This is a genomic window from Actinoplanes sp. CA-131856, from assembly GCF_050956135.1.
Taxonomy (GTDB): Bacteria; Actinomycetota; Actinomycetes; order Mycobacteriales; family Micromonosporaceae; genus Actinoplanes.
In genome coordinates this window covers 1,276,185-1,296,645 of record NZ_CP191849.1, presented here as the reverse complement: position 1 = coordinate 1,296,645, position 20,461 = coordinate 1,276,185, and the positions used below count along the sequence as shown (strand labels likewise).

Here is a 20,461-nt window from a genome sequence, read left to right as displayed (position 1 = left end):
CGTGCAGTCCCGTCGCGATCAGGTTCAGGCACAGTCGTACGTCTGGAGCCGGCTCGTCACCGCCCTCGTCGTGGCCGACGCCGACGCGCCGGAGAACCCGCACCGGCGCATGGTCGTCGGCACGCTCTCCGGACTGCTCGTGACCGCCCTGGTGGTGGCCGGCTTCACCGTCTTCGGGCTGCTCAAGCCGGGCGGCGCCAGCAGCTGGCAGAAGCCCGGGGTGCTGATCGTCGAGAAGGAGACCGGCAGCCGTTATCTGTATGTCTCGGGCACGCTGCGTCCGGTCCTCAACTACGCCTCGGCCCGCCTGGTCTCCTCGTCCGAGCCGAAGGTGGTCTCGGTGTCGCGGCGCTCGCTGGGCGACGTGCCGCACGGGCAGCCGGTCGGCATCGTCGGCGCGCCCGACGCGCTGCCCGCCGCCGGTCAGGTCGCCGGTCAGATGTGGACGGTGTGCGCGGCGTCGGCCCAGGACCAGACCGGTCGGACCACGACCGCCACGACCCTCGCCATCGGTAAGGCCTATCCCGCTTCCGCGCCGTCCCCGGACGAAGCCGTGCTGGCCTCCTCCGGCGACCGCCGCTACCTGCTCTGGCGCGGATATCGGCTGCGGCTCGCGACCGCCTGGCTGCCGCGGGTGCTCGGCGCCGACGGGCCGGGCCTGCCGGTCGAGGACATCTGGCTCGAGGCCGTGCCGGCCGGTCCCGACCTGGGCCCGGTGGACGTGGCGGGCCGGGGCCGCCCCGGTCCCGCGATCGACGGGCAGCCCAGCCGGATCGGTGAGATCTTCACCGCGGTCGACCACCGCACCTATCTGCTCCGGGCCGACGGGCTCAGCCCGCTCGGCACGCTCGCCTACGCGATCGTGACCGCCGACCCGGAGACCGCGAAGCTCTACCGTGGGCCGGTCCGGCCGCGGGAGATCAGCCTGGCCGCGCTGGCCGGTCTGCCGGTCTCCGCGTCTCCGGTGCTGCCGACAGGCGTACCCCTGGAACTGCCCCGGATTCTGCCCTCGCCGCCGCCGGGAACCACGTGGTGTGCCCGGCAGTCGATGACCGACGGCCGCGTCGAGATCGTCGCCGGCCGGCCGGTGAGCGGCGCCGGCGCGGTGACCGACGGCGTGGCCCTGCACCGCACCTCGCGGACCGCGGCCGCCGTGTCGGTCGAACCCGGCCAGGGCGGGCTGGTCGCGGCGAGCCGGTTCGGACAGGCGCTCGGTGCCGTCCGCTATCTGGTGACCGACGCGGGCGTGAAGTACCCGGTGACCGACACCGCGTCCGCCGCCCGCCTCGGATTCCCCGCCTCGGACACCCGACCGGTACCGCCCCGGCTGCTCGACCTGCTGCCGACCGGGCCCGCGTTGGGGACGGCGATGGTGCTCGGATGATCCGGGCCCGCCACGAAAAGGAGAGGTAGATGGCAAACGGCAACTTGGACATCGATGAGGCGACCACTGTCGCCCTCATCAACGCGTTCAAGCAGGCGGCCGACGACCAGCAGGCCGCGCACAACTCGGTCAGCACCACCCAGGCGTCGCTCGTCGGCGGCTGGAGCGGCGTGGCGTCGGGCAAGTTCAGCGACGGCCTCGGCGAGTGGATGCAGGGCCTCCTGAAGATCCACAACGCCCTCAACATGATCGACGAGAGCATGGTCCAGTTCTCCAAGCTGACCGCCAACACCGAGGACGACGCCGCCGCGCTCGCCGCACAGGGCGAAGTCTCGGCGAGCTGGACCTGACCCCTTCCCCTCTTCAAGGACGGCAATCATGGCTACGTATTCGTACATGCCCCAGGTGGGCGACGACGGCGTGCAGGCCCTGCGCAGCGTCACCGAGAAGCTCCAGGCCTCGCTCCAGACGCTGCAGGGCGCGGCCGAGCGGTTCAAGGCGGTCAACTCCGGTACCGCCATCGACAGCTACGACGAGGCCCAGCTCCTCTGGAACCAGGGCATGACCGAGATGCAGGACGCCCTCGGCATCAAGGGACAGAGCCTCGGCCGCATCGGCGAGAACTACGTGCACACCGACGCCGCGGGCGCGTCGCTCTTCCGCCGCTGACCTCATTTCCGTGTGTACGGGCGGATGCTCCCGCCCGTACACGCACCCGATGACCAGGAGGCACCATGCCCGGGCCAATCAAGATCGACGAGTCCTTCATCTCGACCGTCCGCGACCAGCTGATGGGCGTGCGAAACCAGATCTCGGTCGTACGCGGCGGCGTGAACCCCAACGACGAGAGCCACCCGCACGGCCACCCGGTGAACAACCTCGCGGTCGTTCCCGGCCATGCCAACTTCCAGTCCGGCGGCAACCTGAAGACCCGGATCACCACCATCGGCGGCCAGGTCGACACGAAGCTCGGCCAGTTCGACGTCAAGCTCGACACCTATGCACAGCGGCTCGACCAGATCCTCGCGTCGGGCGACAACGTCGAGCTGAACAACATGTCGCTCACCGAGTACGGGCGCTACACCGGTCCTACTTCCTGATTTCTTCGAGTCCCCGCCGCCGGAGATAGTGATGACGCAGCCACTGGATCAGAACAAGCCGTGGGAATCGGGCCTGAACATCGTGCTCGGCGCGGATCCGATGGACCGCAAGCACTTCCTCGGCATGAACTGGATCAGCATCACCAACGTCCACATCGAGGGCAAGCCGCCGGCCGACAACCCCGGCGAGAACAAGTTCGCCCTCTATCGCAAGCTGGACGGCGGCACCCGGCAGGGCTACGTCTCCGGCTACATGGGCTATCCGGTGCCGGTCCAGGTCGACAACCCCGACAACTATCTGATCTTCGATGGCGAGATCAACTGGTACCTCGGCGGCGGGGACTCACCACACGACAAGTACGTCAACGAATTCCTCACCAGCACCAACAAGGCCCTCGAAAGCGGGCCGACGGGCACGGTGCTCAACGCGGACTCGCTCGACCAGGCGGCCGAGACCTATTACAACCTCTGGACCTGGCTGGGCCAGGCCATCCAGCGCCTGCAAGCCGAGATCGGCAAGGTCGACGGGCCGGACACAGGCTTCAAGGGTACGGCCGCGGGAGCGTTCGTCGAGACGCTGGAGAACATGCGGGACGAGCTGAAGCTGCTCCAGACGGACCTGAAGACCAACCAGGACTGGGTCCAGATGTTGCACGACAACGCCACGGCGGTGCGCACGTTCTGGACGCAGGTGCGCAACGCCTGGGACGACTTCTATTACCACAAGCCCGACCCGTCGAAGATGGTCAACGACGTGGTCAGCCAGCTCAAGGCCCAGGCGCAGGCGATGAACGGGCAGCCGGCGGCCACCGGCACGGTGACGAGCTGGGTGTTCAACCTGAACTTCGGCAACGGCGAGAAGGGGTACGACTTCCTCAACCAGGGGGTCGGCGGCCTGAACACCGACATGCAGAACTTCTGGGTGAGCAACGCGGCCAACCTCGACAGCACGATCAAGACGCAGGTGACGGCGCTGCGGGACAGTTTCGACAAGACCCGCATGAACATGCACGAGACGCGGACGTTCGTGCCACCGCCGACCGACAACCCGACGACGACCGGTGGGGCCAACGGGCCGGGAACCGGCGGGCTCACCGACACCAACGGCGACGGCAAGATCGACATCAACGACATCCTGGGTGGGAACAACGGCGGCAACAACGGAGGGCTCAACGGTGGCGGCGGGGGTGGCGGCGGTGGCGGCGCCAACTTCGACCCCAACAACATCTTCGGCGGCGGTCCCAACGGGGGTGGCAACAACGGTGGTTCCACCGGTGGCGGTTCTACCGGCGGCGGCGGTTTTACCGGGGGCGGCGGTTTTACCGGCGGCGGCAACAACCCGGGGGGCACCGTCGACGCGTCCGGCTTCGGCGGCCAGGGGCCGAACAACATCTTCTCGGCGACCGGTGACGGGCTCGGTGGGCTGAACGGCGACGGCAGCGGAACCGGCGGGGGCGGAGGAGCGTTCGGCGCGGGCGGGGTCGGCGGGCTCGGAGCCTTCACCACCGGTGGGCGCAACGGCGCGACGGTTACTCGCAACGGCCAGGGGAACAACGGGCCGACGCTGGACGGGCTGACCGACTTCACCGGTGGCGAGGATGGGGAGGGCGCGGGCGGTGGCATGACCGGCGGCGGAACGCCGGGAGCCACGATCGGCGGCACCGGTGGTCCAGCCACTGTGGACCTGGGCAGCCTCGCCGGTAACGGCGGAGCTACCGGCAACGTGCCGTCCTTCGGGTCGGCGACGGGCGGCGGCGGCCCCAACGGCGGCGGAACCGCGGGCGCGATCGGCGGGGGCGCGGGCGCCGGCCTGCCCGGCGCGGGCTTCAGCGGCAACCCTGGCGGGGACGACGGGCCTGGCTTCGGCGGGGCCACCGGCGAGACACCCGGTTTCGATGGCACCGGCGGCACTCCGGGCGCGGGCTTCGCCGGCAGCCCCGGCGGTGGTCTTGGCGGCGGCGGCCTCGGTGGCGGTCTTGGTGGCGGCCTGGGTGGTGGCGGCCTGGGTGGTGGCGGTCTTGGCGGCGGGACCAGCGGTGGCGGGTTCAGCGGTGACCCCGGTGGGCTCGGTGGCGACGGGACCAGCATCGGGGACATAGGCGGTGGCGCCACCGATGGGAACGGCGGATACGGCTTCGGCGGCGACGGCGCCTCGCTGCCGGTGAGCCACAACCAGCCGCCCAACGGCTTCAACGTGGGGCCGCTCGGGACCTCGCTCGACACGACCGGGATGGACTTCGGCACCGGCGCGTACGGCGGCAACGGCACCTGGGCGACCGGCGGCGCCGGTGGCGGTGGCGGTGGTCTGGGTGGCGGGCTCGGCGGCGGTGGTCTGGGCGGCGGTGGTCTGGGCGGCGGTGGTGGCCTGGGCGGCGGTTTGAGCGGCGGCGGCGGCCTGGGCGGTGGCGGTCTGGGCGGCGGCGGTCTGGGCGGGTCGGCCGACTCCGGGACGCCGATCGGGGCGCTCGGCGCGGGCGCGGCCGGGGTGGCCGCGGGGACCGCCGCGTCGGCGCTCACACCGGGCGCCGGCGGCGGATATCCGCCCATGATGCCGCCGATGGGCGGCATGGGCCAGATGGGTGGCAACCAGGAGAAGGAGCGGGAGCGCACCACCTGGCTGGCCGAGGACGAGGAGGTCTGGGGCACCGACCCGGACGTCTCCCCGGCCGTGGTCGGCCGCGACGAGCACGGCGACGTCGACAGCACCGAGCGCGACCCGTGGGCGCCGGCGCCGAGGCAGCCCGCCACACCGCACACCCCGGCCCGCGGCGGCGGCCGGGCCGGCAACCGCGGCTACTGAACGGAGAGACGATGAGCAGTCCCCTGGAGAACCGGCTCGAGCAGGCGATGGCCGAGTTCGAGCAGCACAAGGCGAAGGTCGCCGGCTTCGAGGCGCGGATGGCCGAGGCTGCCACGACCGTCGTCGCGAAGAACCGCGCGCTCAGCGTGACGGTGAACGCGCAGGGCGAGCCGACCGAGGTGAAGTTCCTGACCGGCGCCTACCGCACGATGGCGCCGGCCGAGCTCGGCTCGCTCGTCGCCGAGACCGTACGCGCGGCCCAGCACGACGCCCGGCAGCAGGCGGCAAGCCTGTTCGCCGAACTGCTTCCGGGTGGCATGCCGGTGCTCGACATGCTGACCGGCCCGGTCGACTTCGACGCCACCATGCGCGAGATCACCCAGGTCTTCGACGAGGCGAAGGCCCACCGGCCGGGCGACCGCCGGTGAGCCCGGCCCGTGTCGGCGCCAGCACGGAGGACCTGAACAGCCCGGCCCTCCGGCACGCCGCCCAGGAGATCAAGCAGGCCATCGAGGCGTACGAGGCCGGTGTGTCCGGAGTCGGCCAGGTCGTGCTTCATCAGCGCAATTCGGATCTCGACGAGTACGTGGTGCAGCTGGTCACGCAATCGCCGGAGATCACGAAGAGCCTGCTCGCCATGATCGAGCGGGCGGCGCACGGTGACGTGGGCGCCACCAAGGAGATGGCCGACTTCTTCGCGAAGGCCGAGGAGGACAACGTCACCGAGTCCACCAACGGGCCTTCCACCACCCACCACTGAGGCGGGCGGGCCGGTCATGGGCATGGACGTGTCGGATGAGCTGAACAACTTCCAGTTCTGGCTGTCCGGGGAGCAGTTCCCCGGCACCGACGAGGACAAGCTCTGGCAACTGGCCCAGGTGCACCGGCAGGCGGCCGAGGAGATCGCGAAGATCCTCCCGCTGTTCACCAAGGCGATCACCGAGATCGACTCAGCCGTGGAGGGCGAGGCGAACGCCGCCGTCGTCGACGCCCTCCAGGAATACACGAACGACCCCGGCTTCATCGGCTTGTCCTCGCGCTACGTGAACCGCCTCGGCGACGACATGGACGACGCGGCCACCGAGGTCGAGTACGCCAAGCTCATGATCATCGCCACTCTGATCGAGCTGATGATCGAGTTCCTGATCGCGATGGCGATCGCGTTCTTCTTCCCCGGCGCGCTCTCGGCCCTGGCCACCCGCTTCCTGGTGGGCCGCTTCAAGATCTGGGCGTGGCTGGCCCGCGCGATCGTCGCCGTGGTGACCTCACAGGTGGCCGGCATCGGCATGCAGGTCCTGATGGACCTGGTGGTGCAGACCATCCAGATCCAGGAGGGCCACCGAGACTCCATCGACTGGAACAAGGTCCGAGACGCCGCCGCCGTCGGCTCCTTGGGCGGCGCCGTAGGCCTCCTGCTGGGCGCAGCCGGCGGCGCCGCCGCCACGTTGCTGAAAAAGCTCTTCGGCAAAGACGGCCTCCCCGACGACCTCCTGAACCTTCCCGACCCCAAGCCGGACACCCCCACCCCCGTCCCCAAGCCGGATGTCTCCCCCACCCCCAAGCCCGACCCCACCCCTACCCCCGACCCCAAACCAGACCCGACCCCCACACCCAAGCCCGACCCCACGCCCACGCCCGACCCAGCCCCCACACCCAAGCCCGACCCCACGCCCACGCCCGACCCAGCCCTCACGCCCAAGCCCGATCCGGCGCCCGCACCAAAACCGGACCCGGCACCCACACCCAAGCCCGACCCGGCACCCACACCCAGGCCGGATCCCGCGCCGTCGCCCAAGCCTGATCCGGCCCCCACACCGGTGACCAAGGGCGGCCCGGACCCGGCGCCGACGCCACGGCATGTGCAGGTGGGAAACTTCGCTCGGGAGTACGCCGAGAACGCCGCCCACGAGATGAGCACCGAGGTGCTGACCGAGATCCTCTGGGCGGTCAGCCAGGGCGAGGAGATCGACTGGAGCCAGGGCGGAAACATCCACGGCGCGGCCTTGTCCGGCTTGACCTCGGGTTCCTTCGAGTTCGCCGGCGAAAAGCTGGGCCACGCCATGCGCCACGACTTCGACGCCGGCGACCACAACCCACTATCCGACCCCGAGAAATCGGGAAATATCCCTCAGGCCGCCGACACCCCCACCCCCGTGACCGACGTCCCGACAGCACCGCCTTCCGACCCTCGCCCGGGCGTCACCACTTCCGAGAACCCGGATGCCCCAAACTCGAACACCCACACCACCACACAACCGAATGCCACGAACAACAGCGGCCCGCTCAACACCGACCCGCCTGACACCGTCACCACCAACGCGCACGACACCACCGCGCCCAACGGCAGCGCACCGAGCACTGGAACCAACCACAGCGGCGCGCAGAACGACGGTCCAGCGCAGACTTCGGGGCCGGAGAGCGGCGAGGCCACCGGCGGTCAAGAGGGAAGTCCGCAGGGAGCGGCAATTGTTCAGGACGTGCCGCCGCCATCCGTATCTGAAGGGGAAACGCCGGGAAACGCCCCTTCCACAGTCTCCGGGCAGGGCCCAGCGGCTCAGGACCCGTCATCGCCGGATGGACTGGCAGCGCTGACTCAGGCGCCGTCACCTGCCGCCGGGCAAGAAATGTCCGAGCAGGGGCCAACCTCCGTCGGCGGGCAAGGGACTCCCGGACAAGGACCAATCTCCGTCGCCGGGCAAGGGACTCCCGGACAGGGGCCGTCATCTGCCGGCGGGCAAGGGACGCCGGCGCAAGGGCCATCGTCCGGCAGCGGGCAAGGGGCGCCGGGGCAGGGAGGCTCGTCGGCTGGCGGGGCGGGTTCGTCGCAGGCCAATGCCGGGGACAATCGGGCGCGGCCGGTCTCGCCTGGGTCGATCGGGGGTAGGGTGGGGCTTTCGCCCAGTGCCGAGACGATCGGCGCGGGATCGAATCTGGGGCTCGGCGGCACGGAGTCTTCCACAGGGTCGGGCACTCCCATGTTCGCGGATGAGCGAACGCACCCGAACGGCCCTTCGAATGTGAGCGATCCGGGCAACGCCGACGGCCATGCGCCTGCAAATGGTCGTGTGGAGGTGGGCGCGGATGGGCAAGCGCTCACGAACGATGGGCCCGCCGCGATCGGGCCGGGCGAGGTCGGCGGGGTGCCGAAGCCCGCGGAAGGAACAGCACCGGCGGACGGCACGGCCCCCACAGAAGGCACAACGCCGGCGGAAGGAACAGCGCCGACGGAAGGCACGACGCCGACGGAAGGCACGACAGCAGCGGAAGGCGCGGCGCCGGTGGGAGCCGGGGCGGTGCTGGGTGGTGGGGTTGGCAGTCTTGTCCGGAGTGAGGACGGGGGATGGCTTGCGGACGGGGTGCCGCTCGCGGTGGGCCCTGGGCCGGATGGGCGGAGTGGGATCACGCTCGTGTCCGATGAGGATCTGGCGCTGATCGGAGGACGTTCGGTTCTTCCCGCCGGTGGTGGGGCGGTTGTCATGGTGCACGGCGCGCCCGCCGGCGGGCCGGTCGCGGTGAACGTGCCGGTCCGGCGGGAGGATGGCGGGAGAGGCACCGTCGCGCTCACGCCGGAGCAAGTGGCTGAGCTGCTCGGTCCTACGCCCGTCGACGGGCCTGTCACGCTTCTCGCCTGCTACGACGGGGAAGTCTCGGCCGAGTTCGCTGAGCGGCTCTCCGCCGCCACCGGGCGGGATGTGCTGACTCCCTCCGGGGACGTTCGGGTGGGGGCGGTCAGCCGGCCGGGGCAGCCGATCTCGGTCGGGGAACGGCCATGGCTGCTCTTCACGGGAGACGGCGACTCCTGGGATGTCGTCAACGATGTGCGGCCCTTCGAGGGCATCACCGCCGCCGACGCTCCGCATGACCCGACAGGGCTGACTTTGGGCGCGGTGGACGATATCCGGGCCGAGTGGGGGCGGCGCGGTGGGGCGGCCGACGTCGCCGCCTTGCTCGATGCCTGGGCGGATGCCGAGCGGGACAACGACGGCGGGCTCGAGCAGAGTGACTTCGTCGCGCACACCGATGGGATCCTGGCCGCGGCCGGGCAGGACGACGGGTGGCTGCGGGACGCCGTCCTGCACGAGCGCTACCGGCATGTCTGGCAGAACCGGCCCCGGATGAACGACGACGGGACCATCGACCGGCCCCGGCGGCGGGGCGGCGCCCGGCACCCGGAGGATGTGGCCGCGCTTGTCGAGGCTGCCAAAGGACGGGACGTTCCGGCGCCGCATCCGGTCAAGCATCCGCGGGACGCGCATGTCATCCACGCGCATTTCTCCGGTGAGGCGCCCATCCACGCCGCCGCCATGCATCTGGCCGGGGCGCCGGCCGACCTGGTGATCGAACACGATCTCACGTATTTCCTGGACGAGCGGCGTGCACTCGAGAGCGTCGAACCAGGCGTACGGAAACCGGCTGTTGATCTGATCGCCGAAGGCGTGGCCAAGGCGCGGCGGTTGCGGGATGACGTGCTGGCGATGGGTGTGCCGCCGGAGCGGGTGACGATCGAGGAGACGTTCGATACCGGCGGGACCGGGTGGAAACGCGCGGTGAGCCGCACGCACGAGACGGTCGCGGAACGGTTCCTCGCGGATGAGGGCGCGGCCCGGCAGACGTTGCGGGACAAGGTTTTGAGCGATGTTCCGCGGGCGGATCAGCTGTCGGCCGCGCTCGACGCCAAGTTCGGCGGGGACAAGCCGGTCGTGCTGCTGTGGGTGCGGCGATCGGGTCTGAACGCCGGTGGCGCCTATCCCGAGCTCGACATGTTCGACGGCATGCTCCGCCAGATCGCCGACCATTTCGGCGGGGAGAAGCAGGTCGTGCTCGTCGGCGACGATCCCGGCCCGGCCTTCGCCGACCTCAGCGGCGACAGCCTCGTCCAGTTCTGGAAGACCCTGCTACCGGGGCAGCCGCCCCTCAACCGGGCCGAGCAGCTCTTCGTCCTCGACCGGCTCCGGGAGAAACACGACGCCGTCGCGGTCGGCATGGAGAGCGGCGCCATCGAGATGCCCGCCCTGCTCGGCATGAAGACCGTCTACCTGGAACACCGCGGCATGCGCACCGGCAAAGCCGAACGCTGGATGATGGTCTCCGGCGCCGCCGCCCAGGACCCCGCCGACGGCCAAGCCCAAGCACAGCCGGGACCAGTCAGCACCTGGCGCCGCCAGCAGTTCGAGGCACCCACCGAATGGCTGTTCCAGATCGAGCGCGTCAAGCGGCTCACGGACCCCGATCAGATCGAGCGCGCCTTGTACGACTGGCTCGCCGTGCTGAACGAGTACGACGAGACGCGCACGGCGTCCACCGAGGGCGGCCGCGACTGGATCGACGCCGCCGCGAGCCTGCGCGAACGACTGCGGGAGGTGCTGGACGGTGAGGTGGAGGTACGGGATCTGATCGACCACCTCACCGGCCAGGCCGGCCCGCTGCCGAACGTGCCCGCGAATCAGATCCCCGGCACCTATGCGATCACCGACTCGATCAAGCTGTCGCCGGGCGAGCTGGACCGGCTGAGCGCGCAGATCGACGCCATGCGGGACGAGCCCGGGCCGAAGCGCGACCTCACCGCGATCCGCGACGAGCTGGCCGCCACCCGGGCCGATCCGCCGGCCGAGAAGTGGGTTCCGGCCCGGCCGGTCGGCCTCGCCGACATGGGCCTGTGGCCGGACGTCCTCGATCTGGGCCTGCGCATCGAGGAGACCGGCGCCGCCCTGGACGGGCCCGAACAGGCCTGGTCGAAGCCGCGGCTCGACACTCTCGACCGGATCGGCGAGCTGGCCGACCGGCTCGACGACGTGACCCGGCGGGCCGGCGAGGACCCGGCCACCACCGACCTGTTCCGGGACGAGCTGGCCGAGCTGCGGGCCGACCTTCGGCGGCTCGACGAGCGGGTCCGCGACGGGCTGACCGCGGCCGTGGACACCGCCCTGGACCCGGCCCATCCGCGGTCGCGGGCGCCGCTGGCCGGTTTCCACGGTGCGCTGGCCCGCGCCCGCGACGACTACGCCGGCCGGTCCCGCTTCGGCGACACCACCGCGCTCGACGAGCGGCTGGCCGCGCTGGACGAGGCCGCCCGCAACCAGACGCCGCCCGGGAAGAGCAAGAGCAAGAAGGCGCGGGCGGTCACGGTCAAGAACCATCGGCCCCGGCCGCTGGACGGCCGGCGCAACCTCACGCTGCTCTCCGACGACGACCTGGCGTCGATCGCCGGCCGCACCGTGCTGCCACCGAACGGCGGCCCGGTCGTGATGGTCCACGGCGTTCCCGGCGACCGGCCCCTGGTGCGGGCGCCGGCCGCCGACGGCGGCACCACAATGCTCACTCCCGAGCAGGTGGCCCAGCTGCTCGGACCCGTCAACGACACGATCACCCTGCTCGCCTGCTACAACGGCGAGGTCTCGGCCGAGTTCGCCCAGCGCCTGGCCGCCGCCACCGGCCAGGACGTGCTGACCCCGGACGGGCACGTCCGGGTCGGCGCCGTGACCCGTCCCGGCGCCCCCGTCTCGGTGGACGGCCGCTCCTGGCAGCTCTTCACCGGCGACGGCGACCCCTGGGACGTCGTCAACGACGAGCGCCCGTTCGAGGGCATCACCGCCGAGGACGCTCCCGGCGATCCCACCGGCCTCACCCTCGCCCCGCCCGAGCTGGGCCGCTACGCCACCCACCCCGAGCTGCTGTACGAGGTGGCCGGCCCGGCCGACCTGGACGCGCTCGTCACTTCGGTCACCGACGCCGCGCGGGCCGACGTCCGGGCCCGCGTCAACCCGCATCTGGCCCGGCTGACGCCCGGTGGCCGCAACGCCGTCACCGTCGACACGAGCGGGATCGAGCACGCGCTCCGCACCGACCTCCAGTCCTTCTTCGGCACCGGCGGCCGCACCTTCGACGTCAAGGACGGCTGGGGCCGCTGGCACAGCGTCACCGTCACCCCGACCCGGATCACCGGCTCGGAGACCGTCGTCCCGCTCGAGGGCACCAAGTACGACACCCGGATCGACGCCACCACGGCGATGCGCGCGACGCAGACCTCGGGCGAGAGCCTCACCGTCGGCACCGGCGTCACCGTCGGCGGCCGGTTCGGGCCCGGCGGCGGCGTCTACGGCGAGGTCGCGCTGGCCCAGGCCACCGAGAACACCGAGTCGAGCGCCACCGTCTTCGACTCGCACAACGTGCGGGGCGGCAAGACCGCCGACCTCGTACGGTCGCCGGTCCGCTTCGCGGTGAACGGCCGCGAGTTCACCACCGATGTCGTCTTCTACGCCCTTCAGGACATCGCCCAGGCGCGGCCCCGCGACGAGAGCCGCACCGACGGCGACTTCGACATCGCCACCCTGGTCGAGAACACCAGCCCGGTCCGCATCCTCGACGCCAAGCTCGACCCGGACGCCACCGGCACCATCACCTGGAACGAGGCCGCCGAGCAGATTCTGGCCAAGCTGCGGAGGACCGGCGTCGCCGACACCGGCAGCATCAGCCGCGAGCAGGTGCGTTCCCTGCTGACCGAGCAGAACATCCTCGGTCAGCTCATGCCCGCCCTGGAGAGCCCGGCCCACTCGCCACTGATCCTCAGCCCGTCGCGCCGTCAGGCCGTCGGCCTGGAGATGACGGCGCGGGTGACCGGCATCCGCACGGTGGCCGACGTGGCCAAGTCGTCGTTCCGGTGGCAGCCGGGCATCACCGAGACCGGCAAGCAGCAGCACTCCAGCCAGGTGGGCGGTGGGGGCAGCGTGGTGCCGATCCGCTGGGGTTTCGGCCTGGCCTGGGTGCAGGCCCGCATCTCGGCCGGTTTCCGCCGCACCACCGCCACGTCGGCGCGGCAGAGCAGCACCAGCCGCACCGGCACCGAGTTCAAGGACGTGCCCAACACCCTCACCGAGCTAAAAATCAAGGTCAAGATCGATCCGGCCGTACGTCTCAACGCGCTGCGCCATCCGATGCGGCGCACCCCGGGCGCGGGCCCGGTCGAGGTGGAGCTGACCGTGCTGAGCCGGCTGCCCCAGGACAAGCTGGCCGAGCTGCTGAACCCGCCGGCGCCGGCGGACCCGGCCGACGACCCGGCGCCCCGGTCGGCCCCGGTCTTCGCCGAGCACGGCGGCCACGCCATGCCGCTCGGCATGAGCCGCTTCCGCGACCTGCTGGGCCGCTCGGAGTCGCTGGTGCGCGGGGTCGGCGGCGGTTTCCTGCCACGCTTCCGCACCGCCGGTGTGGCCAAGAAGATGGGCCTGGCCAGTTCGGCCGCCGAGCGCCAGCGCAACCAGGCCGAACTCGACCGGGTGCTGTCGGCCCCGGCCCTGCGGCAGAACTACACCGCCCTGCTCAACGGCGGCGTCAGCGCGGTGCTGACCCGCACCGGCGCCTTCCACGACCGGCACGTGGTGGTGCACGTGAAGGCGCGGCACCCGGGCGACCTGCGCTACAAGGGCACGCAGACCGGCGTCGCCGTCCGCAATTTCCAGTCCTCGGGCGAGCAGGACGGCACGTCGGCCGGGAGCCAGTGGCGGGCGGCCTTCGCGGTCGAGGGGGCGTACATCGGCCGTTTCCCCGGCAGCGTGGTGAACACCGGCCTGACCGGGGGCGCCGGTCTCGAGGCGAACCGCCGATGGGGGCTGGACGGCGCGGTCGAGACCAGCGGGCAGGAGACCGCACTGCACGGCGGCACCCCCGATTCGGAGGCGTACGAGGGTCAGCTCGAACTGGAGGTGACCGTCTACACCTATCGGACGGGTCTCGGGCGTGACCGCGGCTCGCGGGTGGGTTTCGGCCGGACGGTCAAGGGCAGCCGGCACACGCCCGCGCCCGGCTTCGAACGCGACGACGTCGAGGTCCGCGGCCGCGCCGTGCCCCGCTACCGGCTCACCGAGAGCCGGCCGGTGCGCGTCCTCTACGCGAAGAGCGCCGTCTCCGAGGACGTCCTCGACGCCCACCCGATCAAGGTCGAGGACCAGGAGAGCCGCACCCTGGAACGGCGCACCGCCACCGATCTGGGCGACCTGCGCGGCTTCGTCGACCGGTCCGGCCACGACAAGACCGTCGGCGAGTGGCAGTACGTCGAGTCGATGCCCGGCGCCAGGACCGCGCTCGACCTGGTCCGCCGGGCCGCTCGCGACACACAGAACTACGGCGGCCGCCAGTCCGGCCGGCAGCTCGGCGGCCTGCGCGGCGACGAGGCGATGGCCGAGGGCATGCCGGTCTGGGCCGAGCTGCACGACCGGCTCACCGTCAACCGGCAGACCGCCAACCTGGCCACCATGACCGAGGCCCAGTGGAGCCCGGAGCCACTGACCACGATGGACGACGGCGGCCAGCTCGACGTGGCGGTCGCGGCCCGGGTCGTCAACCCCCGCATCGTCGCCGCCTACGCCGAGACCACCAGCGAGAACGCTCCGGGCGGGGGAACCCAGGTGACCGGATCGTCGACCCGCGAGCGGCAGTTCCTGGCCCGGATCGCCGGCGGCCTCGGGCTGCGCCGGCCCGGCACCGAGCAGGACCGTTTCGGCGGCGGCGCCACCGGCCAGGCCGGCTATCAGCGGATCCTGAGCTACCGGCTGCGGCGGAGCAAGGACAAGGTCGGCGGCTTCACCGAGCGCAATGTGAACAACCGCAAGGGCAAGGCCCGCACCTACCTGGTCGTGGCCGACCTGCGCCTGACCGCGGCGGCCGAGGTGGGCGCGCCGGCTCGTTTCCCGAAGTCGATGGTGCCGGGGCCCCTGCAACCCTCGGCGTGGGAGCACCACAAGACGGTTCAGCACAGCGCGGTCGTCCGCAACGGCGTCTATCTGCGTCTCACCGAGGCCCAGGCGATCAAGGCCGGGCTGCTGACGACCGGCGACGACGGGCGCAGCGTGCCGCACGGCCCGCGGCCACGGCCGGACTTCACCGAGCAGGTGCGCCGGACCGGGGTGAGCCTGCCGCCCGGCCGCTCCCCGGGCCAGGGCCTCCAGGTCTTCCGCGAGGTCCCGTCGCTGGTCAAGCCGGCCACCCGGGCGCTCGAGAAGGCGATCGCCGACCATCCGGAGCGGCAGCGGATGCTCCAGCCCGTGCTGGACTCGCTCACCGGCAAGGGCCTCGCCGACCCGATGCTCAACCGCAACCGGATGCTTCAGATGCTCACCCGGGCCGGCGTGAAGCGCTCGTGGGGCAACCTGTTCGACGGCGGCGTCTCCCTCATCCACGCCGAGACGGGCAAAGTCACTCAACACCTCTACGACGTACGTCTGGAGGCGCGCCTCGAGGAGCAAGTGGTCTTCGACAGCTTCCAGGCCGACCACGACGACGTCGACGTGCGCACGGTCGGCACCCGGGGCTCGGGCAAGCTCGTGCGGACCGCCCGCGGCGGCCAGGGCTTCGTGGGCGCGGCCGGCACCGGCATCGTCAACACCGACGGCAAGCAGGCCGCGATCGGGGCCGGGCACCAGTACGCGTCGAGCCACCAGACCGGGCACACGTCGATCGTCGAGACCGAGCAGCGCGACAACAACATCAGCTCGGCCCGCGGGGTCAAGGCCCGCATCGTGCTGCGCCCCACCTTCGAGCTCAAGGTCTACCACCGCGGCCGGGCGGTGCCCGACGGCACCGTCACGTTCCAGGAGAATGTGACCGTCGACCGGTGGGCGGGCGACCTCCGTACGAAATCAAGCAGTCACGCGCCCGCCCGGCTGGACTCCGCCGGCGCCTATCGGCCGCGGGCCACCGAGGGCGACGAGCCCGGCTGGGACACCCGCAACGGCCTGCTCGTGCCGCCCCACTTCACACCCGAGGACATCGGCTCGGCGAAATCGTTGCAGGACATGGCGACCGCGATGCTGGAACGAGCCAGCCACCGCCTCCGCGAGGCCGGATATCCGCCCGCCCACCAGGTGCGCTCCGGGCTGACCCCGGACGTGCTGCTGCCCAACGCCGCCCAGCTGCTCTCGGCCGACATGCTCGACCTGCCCGGTGTGCCCGCCACCGACGTGCTGATGCGCAAGCTGCTGCCGAAGGTCGGGCTCGTCCCGGTCGCGGCGCGGCTGGCCGGAATGGACTCCACTGTCTACCGCGAGCACATCGGGCAGAGCCTGACCAGCGCCGGCACCGCCCTCAACCAGCAGAACGTGTCGAGTCAGACGCCGCGCCTGCTGCTCGGCAAGGGATACATGGGCGATCCGTACCAGGCCCTGGAGAACACGGGCACCGGCCCGGTCAGCGGTGACACCACCGCGCTGGCCAGCGGCGAGGACAGCGGCGCGACCTCGTTCGGCAACGAGAAGCCCGAGAACCCGTCGGTGCTCATCGAGTACGTGACCCGGCCCGTGCTGTCCGGCACCCTGACCGGGCACGCCTCCGGCTCCAGTCCGTCGGCCGACGCCGAGGGCAAGGAGGTACGCCTCGTCGTACGCACCGGCCTGGCCGAGGCCCGCCGCATCCTCGGGATCGGGCACGGCGCCCCCACCTCGGCCGTGGAGGCGTTCGAGGCCCTGGTCACCGCCGAGAAGGATCTCAAGGCCAAGGCGGACGCGTTCGTCAGCGCCGCCGACGCCGAGGCGGGCGCCCGCTACAAGGCCAACGGCAGCGACGAGCCGGCCGTCCGGCAGGACTGGGAGGCGAAGGCGGCCCAGCGTGACAAGCGGGAGGGCGAGTTCTGGACGGCCTTGCAACAGCACTACCGCAACCTCGACGACTATCAGGCCACGTGGGTGGCGCTCGGCGACGAGACACCGGCCCCGGCGGTCGAGGAGCGCCTCGCCGCCGCGCCCCGGCCGGCCGACCGCTCGCGCGTGCTGCGCGACGCGTGGCGGGAGCGGTCCGGCGAGCCCGCGCTGACCGCCCTGGTCGACGACTGGGCGGCCGCCGAGCGCGACGGCGACATCGACCAGCCCACGTTCGTGGCCCGCACCAACGCCATCCTGACCGCCGTCGAGCAGACCGCGGAACGGACGGCCGACCACGACTGGCTGTACGACTCCGTGCTGCGCGAGCAGTACACGTTCGCCTGGCACGGCGAGCCGCACCTGGACGACGACGCGGCGGCCGTCAGCCGGCCGCGACGGCGCGGGGCGGCCCGTGACCCCGAGGACGTCGACGCGCTCGTCCAGGCGGCGCGCGACCGGCCCAAGCCGGACCCGCACCCGGTCCGGCATCCGGCGGACGCGCACGTCATCCACGCGCACTTCTCGGGCGAGGCGCCGATCCACGCGGCCGCGATGCACCTCACCGCCGGGCCGTCGAACCTCGTGATCGAGCACGACCTCACGTATTTCCTGGACGAGCGCCGTGCGCTCGAAAACGTCGAACCAGGCGTACGGAAACCGGCCGTCGACCTCATCGCCGACGGCCTGGCCAAGGCACAACGGCTGAAGGCCGACCTCGAGGCGATGGGAATCCCGGGCGACCGGATCACCGTGGAGCACACCTTCGACACCGGCGGCACCGGATATAAGCGGCAGGTCAGCCGGACGCACGAGGCCGTGGCGACCCGGTTCCTGGACGGCGAGGACTCGGCCCGCGCCGATCTGCGCAAGGCGGTGCTGTCCGACGTGCCGCGCGCGGCCGAGCTGTCCGCCGCCGTCGACGCGAAGCTCGGCCTGACCACCGACAAGCCGGTCGTGCTGCTGTGGGTGCGGCGCTCGGGGCTCAACGCCGGCGGCGCCTATCCCGAGCTCGACATGTTCGACGGCATGCTCCGCCAGCTCGTCGACCACTTCCAGGACGCGCAGGTCGTGCTGGTCGGCGACGATCCCGGTCCAGCCTTCGCCGACCTGCGCGACAAGAGCCTCGTGCAGTTCTGGAAGACGCTGCTGCCGGGTGTCTCGCTCGACCGCTCGCAACAGCTCTTCGTCCTCGACCGGCTCCGGGAGAAACACGACGCCGTCGCGGTCGGCATGGAGAGCGGCGCCATCGAGATGCCCGCCCTGCTCGGCATGAAGACCGTCTACCTGGAACACCGCGGCATGCGCACCGGCAAAGCCGAACGCTGGATGATGGTCTCCGGCGCCGCCGCCCAGGACCCCGCCGACGGCCAAGCCCAAGCACAGCCGGGACCAGTCAGCACCTGGCGCCGCCAGCAGTTCGAGGCACCCACCGAATGGCTGTTCCAGATCGAGCGCGTCAAGAGGCTGCTCGCGGCCGGCGACCACGACCGCGTCCGCCGGGCCGTCCTGGACTGGATGGCCGTCCTCGCCGAGTACGACGAGACGCGCACCGCCTCGGCGTCGGGAACCCGCGACTGGATCTCCGCCGCCACCCACCTGCGCACACGCCTCCAGGAGGTGCTGGACGGCGAGGCCGAGATCCAGGACCTGATCGACCACGTCACCGGATCGGAGGGCCCGCTGCCGAACGTCGCCGGACCGGCGATTCCCGGCACGTACGCCCTCACCGAGTCGATCAAGCTGTCGCCGGGCGAGCTGAACCGGCTGACCGCGCAGATCGACGCCATGCGCCGCGACACCGGCCCGAAGCGCGAGCTCAAGGCGATCCGCCAGGAGATGACCACGACGCTCAACGACCCACCGGTGGAGACCTGGCATCCGGTGCTGGCGCCCGCCCTGGCCGATCTGGGCCTGTCGCCCGAGGTCGTCGCCCTGGAACAGCGGCTGGCCGGGCTGGACGTCGACCAGCGCTGGTCACGCGATCTGCTGACCACGCTGCGGCAGGTGGCGTCGATGGACGCCGAGGCGGCCGCGCTCGCCGGCCGCGACCCGGGTGACCATCTGCTCGCGCGCCTCGCCGACGTCCGCGCCGCGCTGGCCCGGGCCGACCGGCGGATCCTGGCCGCGCTCACCGCCTACGTCCGCTCGTTCGCGGACCGGCCGCTCGACGATCCGGCCCGGCGCGGCTTCCCGCGGATCCTGGCCGCCGCCCAGCAGGCCCGCGACGACTATCTGCGGCTGTCGTCGTTCTCCGACACCCGCGACCTGGACGCCGCGCTGCGGGACCTCGCCGACGCGATACCGCACACGCCGCAACCGCGACACGGCCCCGTGCCGTCCGGCCCGGACGCCCGCGTCCGGCTGGTCGACGCGATCGCCCGGCCCTACCTCGCGCGCGGCCTGCCGGCCGGTCCGGACGCGCTGAACTTCGTCGCCTCGCTGCTGGCCGTCGCCTCGGCTCCTGGCGCCACCATCTCCGGCGTCGTACAAGCCGCTCAGGAATTCGCTCGAGAAGAGGACCGCCCATGACCCGGATCGCCGCCCTGCACGGGCTGCTGCTGCGCACCGCCGGCCGGCTGCCCGGCGAGCTCACCGCCGAGGCCCGGCGCTGGCTCGCCGACGGCGACACGGCGGCCGTCGCCCAGGCGGTCACCTTCGCCGCCCTGACCGGCCGCGTGACAGTCACCGCGGCCGACGCCGACCTGCTGGCCGAGAGCGGCGCCGACGCCGACGCGGTGGCCGGGCTGATCGTGTCCACGGCCGAGGAGCAGCTCTGGTTCGCGCTCGCGCCGGTCGGCCCCGACACGCTGGCCGAACACGGCGACTCCGTCCCGTACAGCCTCGACCTGACCGCTCCCTACGACGGTCCGGGCGGCGCCGACGCGATCGACGAGGCGCTGCGGGCCGCCGCGCCCGGCCTGCCGGTCGTGGCGGTCTGGCGTGCCTGGCGCTTCCCGGCCCGGACCACGCCGTGGCCACCGCCGCGCCGCGTCTACCTCGTACAGACCACCGCCGCCGGTGACCGGATCGCCGCGATCGCGCCGGCGCTCCAGGACGCCTTGACCGCGGCCGGCGAGACCGACCCGCAGGTGGACGTCTTCACCGATTCCGGCGCCCTGCCGGCTTTCCAGCGCACGGCATTGGGTTTCAGCGCTCTGTTGTACGCCTCGGCGCCGCCCACACCGATCGAGGTGGCCCAGGTCTTCGACAAGAGCGAGCCGCCACCCGAGGACGACAAGGAGCAGGTGCTCGACTACCTCCGGTCCGGGACGCCACTGCTGATCAGCCCGGAGCTGACCGAGGACGTGGCCGCCCCGGTGCTGGGCCCGGTGGTGCCGGTCGGCTTCCACACGGACGGCCGCTGGGTGTGGCCCGAGGCGACCGCCTACTACCTGGCCAAGCACGACCTGGCGCCGGACCCCGCCCTGCTGGCCCACATCAGGGCGGCCGGACACCGGGCTCCCGAGGTGGACGCGGTCGGGGTGCACCGGGCCCTCACCCGTCTCTACGCCCGGTGAACTTCGGCGTCCCCCCAGCCGTCGTCCTTCTCGAC

General features: G+C 71.9%; 9 protein-coding genes. All 9 read left to right on the top strand.

Going from position 1 to position 20,461, the window contains the following annotated elements; translation table 11 throughout:
- The first annotated feature begins 1 nt into the window (after window position 1).
- The 9 genes from eccB (at window position 2) to ACQP2X_RS06155 (ending at window position 20,426) form a co-directional block, all read left to right on the top strand.
- Entirely contained in the window at window positions 2-1,384 is a 1,383-nt protein-coding gene (gene eccB / locus ACQP2X_RS06195) for a type VII secretion protein EccB (RefSeq protein ID WP_498694967.1), read from the top strand.
- Between the two features lie 29 nt (window positions 1,385-1,413).
- The gene (locus tag ACQP2X_RS06190; RefSeq protein ID WP_498657474.1) at window positions 1,414-1,734 is read left to right on the top strand and encodes a WXG100 family type VII secretion target; all 321 of its coding nucleotides are present in this window, start codon (window positions 1,414-1,416) and stop codon (window positions 1,732-1,734) included.
- Between the two features lie 28 nt (window positions 1,735-1,762).
- A complete protein-coding gene (locus tag ACQP2X_RS06185; RefSeq protein WP_498694965.1) occupies window positions 1,763-2,053 on the top strand; it encodes a WXG100 family type VII secretion target in 291 nt (96 codons plus the stop codon).
- A gap of 65 nt (window positions 2,054-2,118) precedes the next feature.
- Window positions 2,119-2,484, top strand: coding sequence for a hypothetical protein (locus ACQP2X_RS06180; RefSeq protein WP_498694964.1), 366 nt, complete (start codon window positions 2,119-2,121; stop codon window positions 2,482-2,484).
- Between the two features lie 31 nt (window positions 2,485-2,515).
- The gene (locus tag ACQP2X_RS06175) at window positions 2,516-5,284 is read left to right on the top strand and encodes a hypothetical protein (protein ID WP_498694962.1); all 2,769 of its coding nucleotides are present in this window, start codon (window positions 2,516-2,518) and stop codon (window positions 5,282-5,284) included.
- Between the two features lie 11 nt (window positions 5,285-5,295).
- On the top strand, window positions 5,296-5,712 hold the full coding sequence (locus ACQP2X_RS06170) for a YbaB/EbfC family nucleoid-associated protein (protein ID WP_498694961.1): 417 nt from the start codon (window positions 5,296-5,298) through the stop codon (window positions 5,710-5,712).
- On the top strand, window positions 5,709-6,044 hold the full coding sequence (locus tag ACQP2X_RS06165) for a hypothetical protein (protein ID WP_498694960.1): 336 nt from the start codon (window positions 5,709-5,711) through the stop codon (window positions 6,042-6,044). Before ACQP2X_RS06170 ends, ACQP2X_RS06165 begins: the two co-directional genes overlap by 4 nt.
- A 22-nt stretch (window positions 6,045-6,066) precedes the next feature.
- On the top strand, window positions 6,067-19,437 hold the full coding sequence (locus tag ACQP2X_RS06160) for a DUF8616 domain-containing protein (RefSeq protein ID WP_498694958.1): 13,371 nt from the start codon (window positions 6,067-6,069) through the stop codon (window positions 19,435-19,437).
- Window positions 19,434-20,426 carry a hypothetical protein gene (locus ACQP2X_RS06155; protein ID WP_498694956.1) on the top strand — a complete coding sequence of 331 codons (993 nt, stop codon included), beginning with the start codon at window positions 19,434-19,436 and terminating at the stop codon, window positions 20,424-20,426. The genes ACQP2X_RS06160 and ACQP2X_RS06155 overlap by 4 nt, the downstream gene beginning before the upstream one ends.
- Window positions 20,427-20,461 lie beyond the last annotated feature (35 nt).

Coding starts and splice junctions, on each gene's coding strand:
- ACQP2X_RS06170 (WP_498694961.1), top strand. CDS start 5,296: ATGAGCAGTCCCCTGGAGAACCGGCTCGAGCAGGCGATGGCCGAGTTC.
- ACQP2X_RS06190 (WP_498657474.1), top strand. CDS start 1,414: ATGGCAAACGGCAACTTGGACATCGATGAGGCGACCACTGTCGCCCTC.
- ACQP2X_RS06155 (WP_498694956.1), top strand. CDS start 19,434: ATGACCCGGATCGCCGCCCTGCACGGGCTGCTGCTGCGCACCGCCGGC.
- ACQP2X_RS06160 (WP_498694958.1), top strand. CDS start 6,067: ATGGACGTGTCGGATGAGCTGAACAACTTCCAGTTCTGGCTGTCCGGG.
- ACQP2X_RS06185 (WP_498694965.1), top strand. CDS start 1,763: ATGGCTACGTATTCGTACATGCCCCAGGTGGGCGACGACGGCGTGCAG.
- ACQP2X_RS06175 (WP_498694962.1), top strand. CDS start 2,516: ATGACGCAGCCACTGGATCAGAACAAGCCGTGGGAATCGGGCCTGAAC.
- ACQP2X_RS06180 (WP_498694964.1), top strand. CDS start 2,119: ATGCCCGGGCCAATCAAGATCGACGAGTCCTTCATCTCGACCGTCCGC.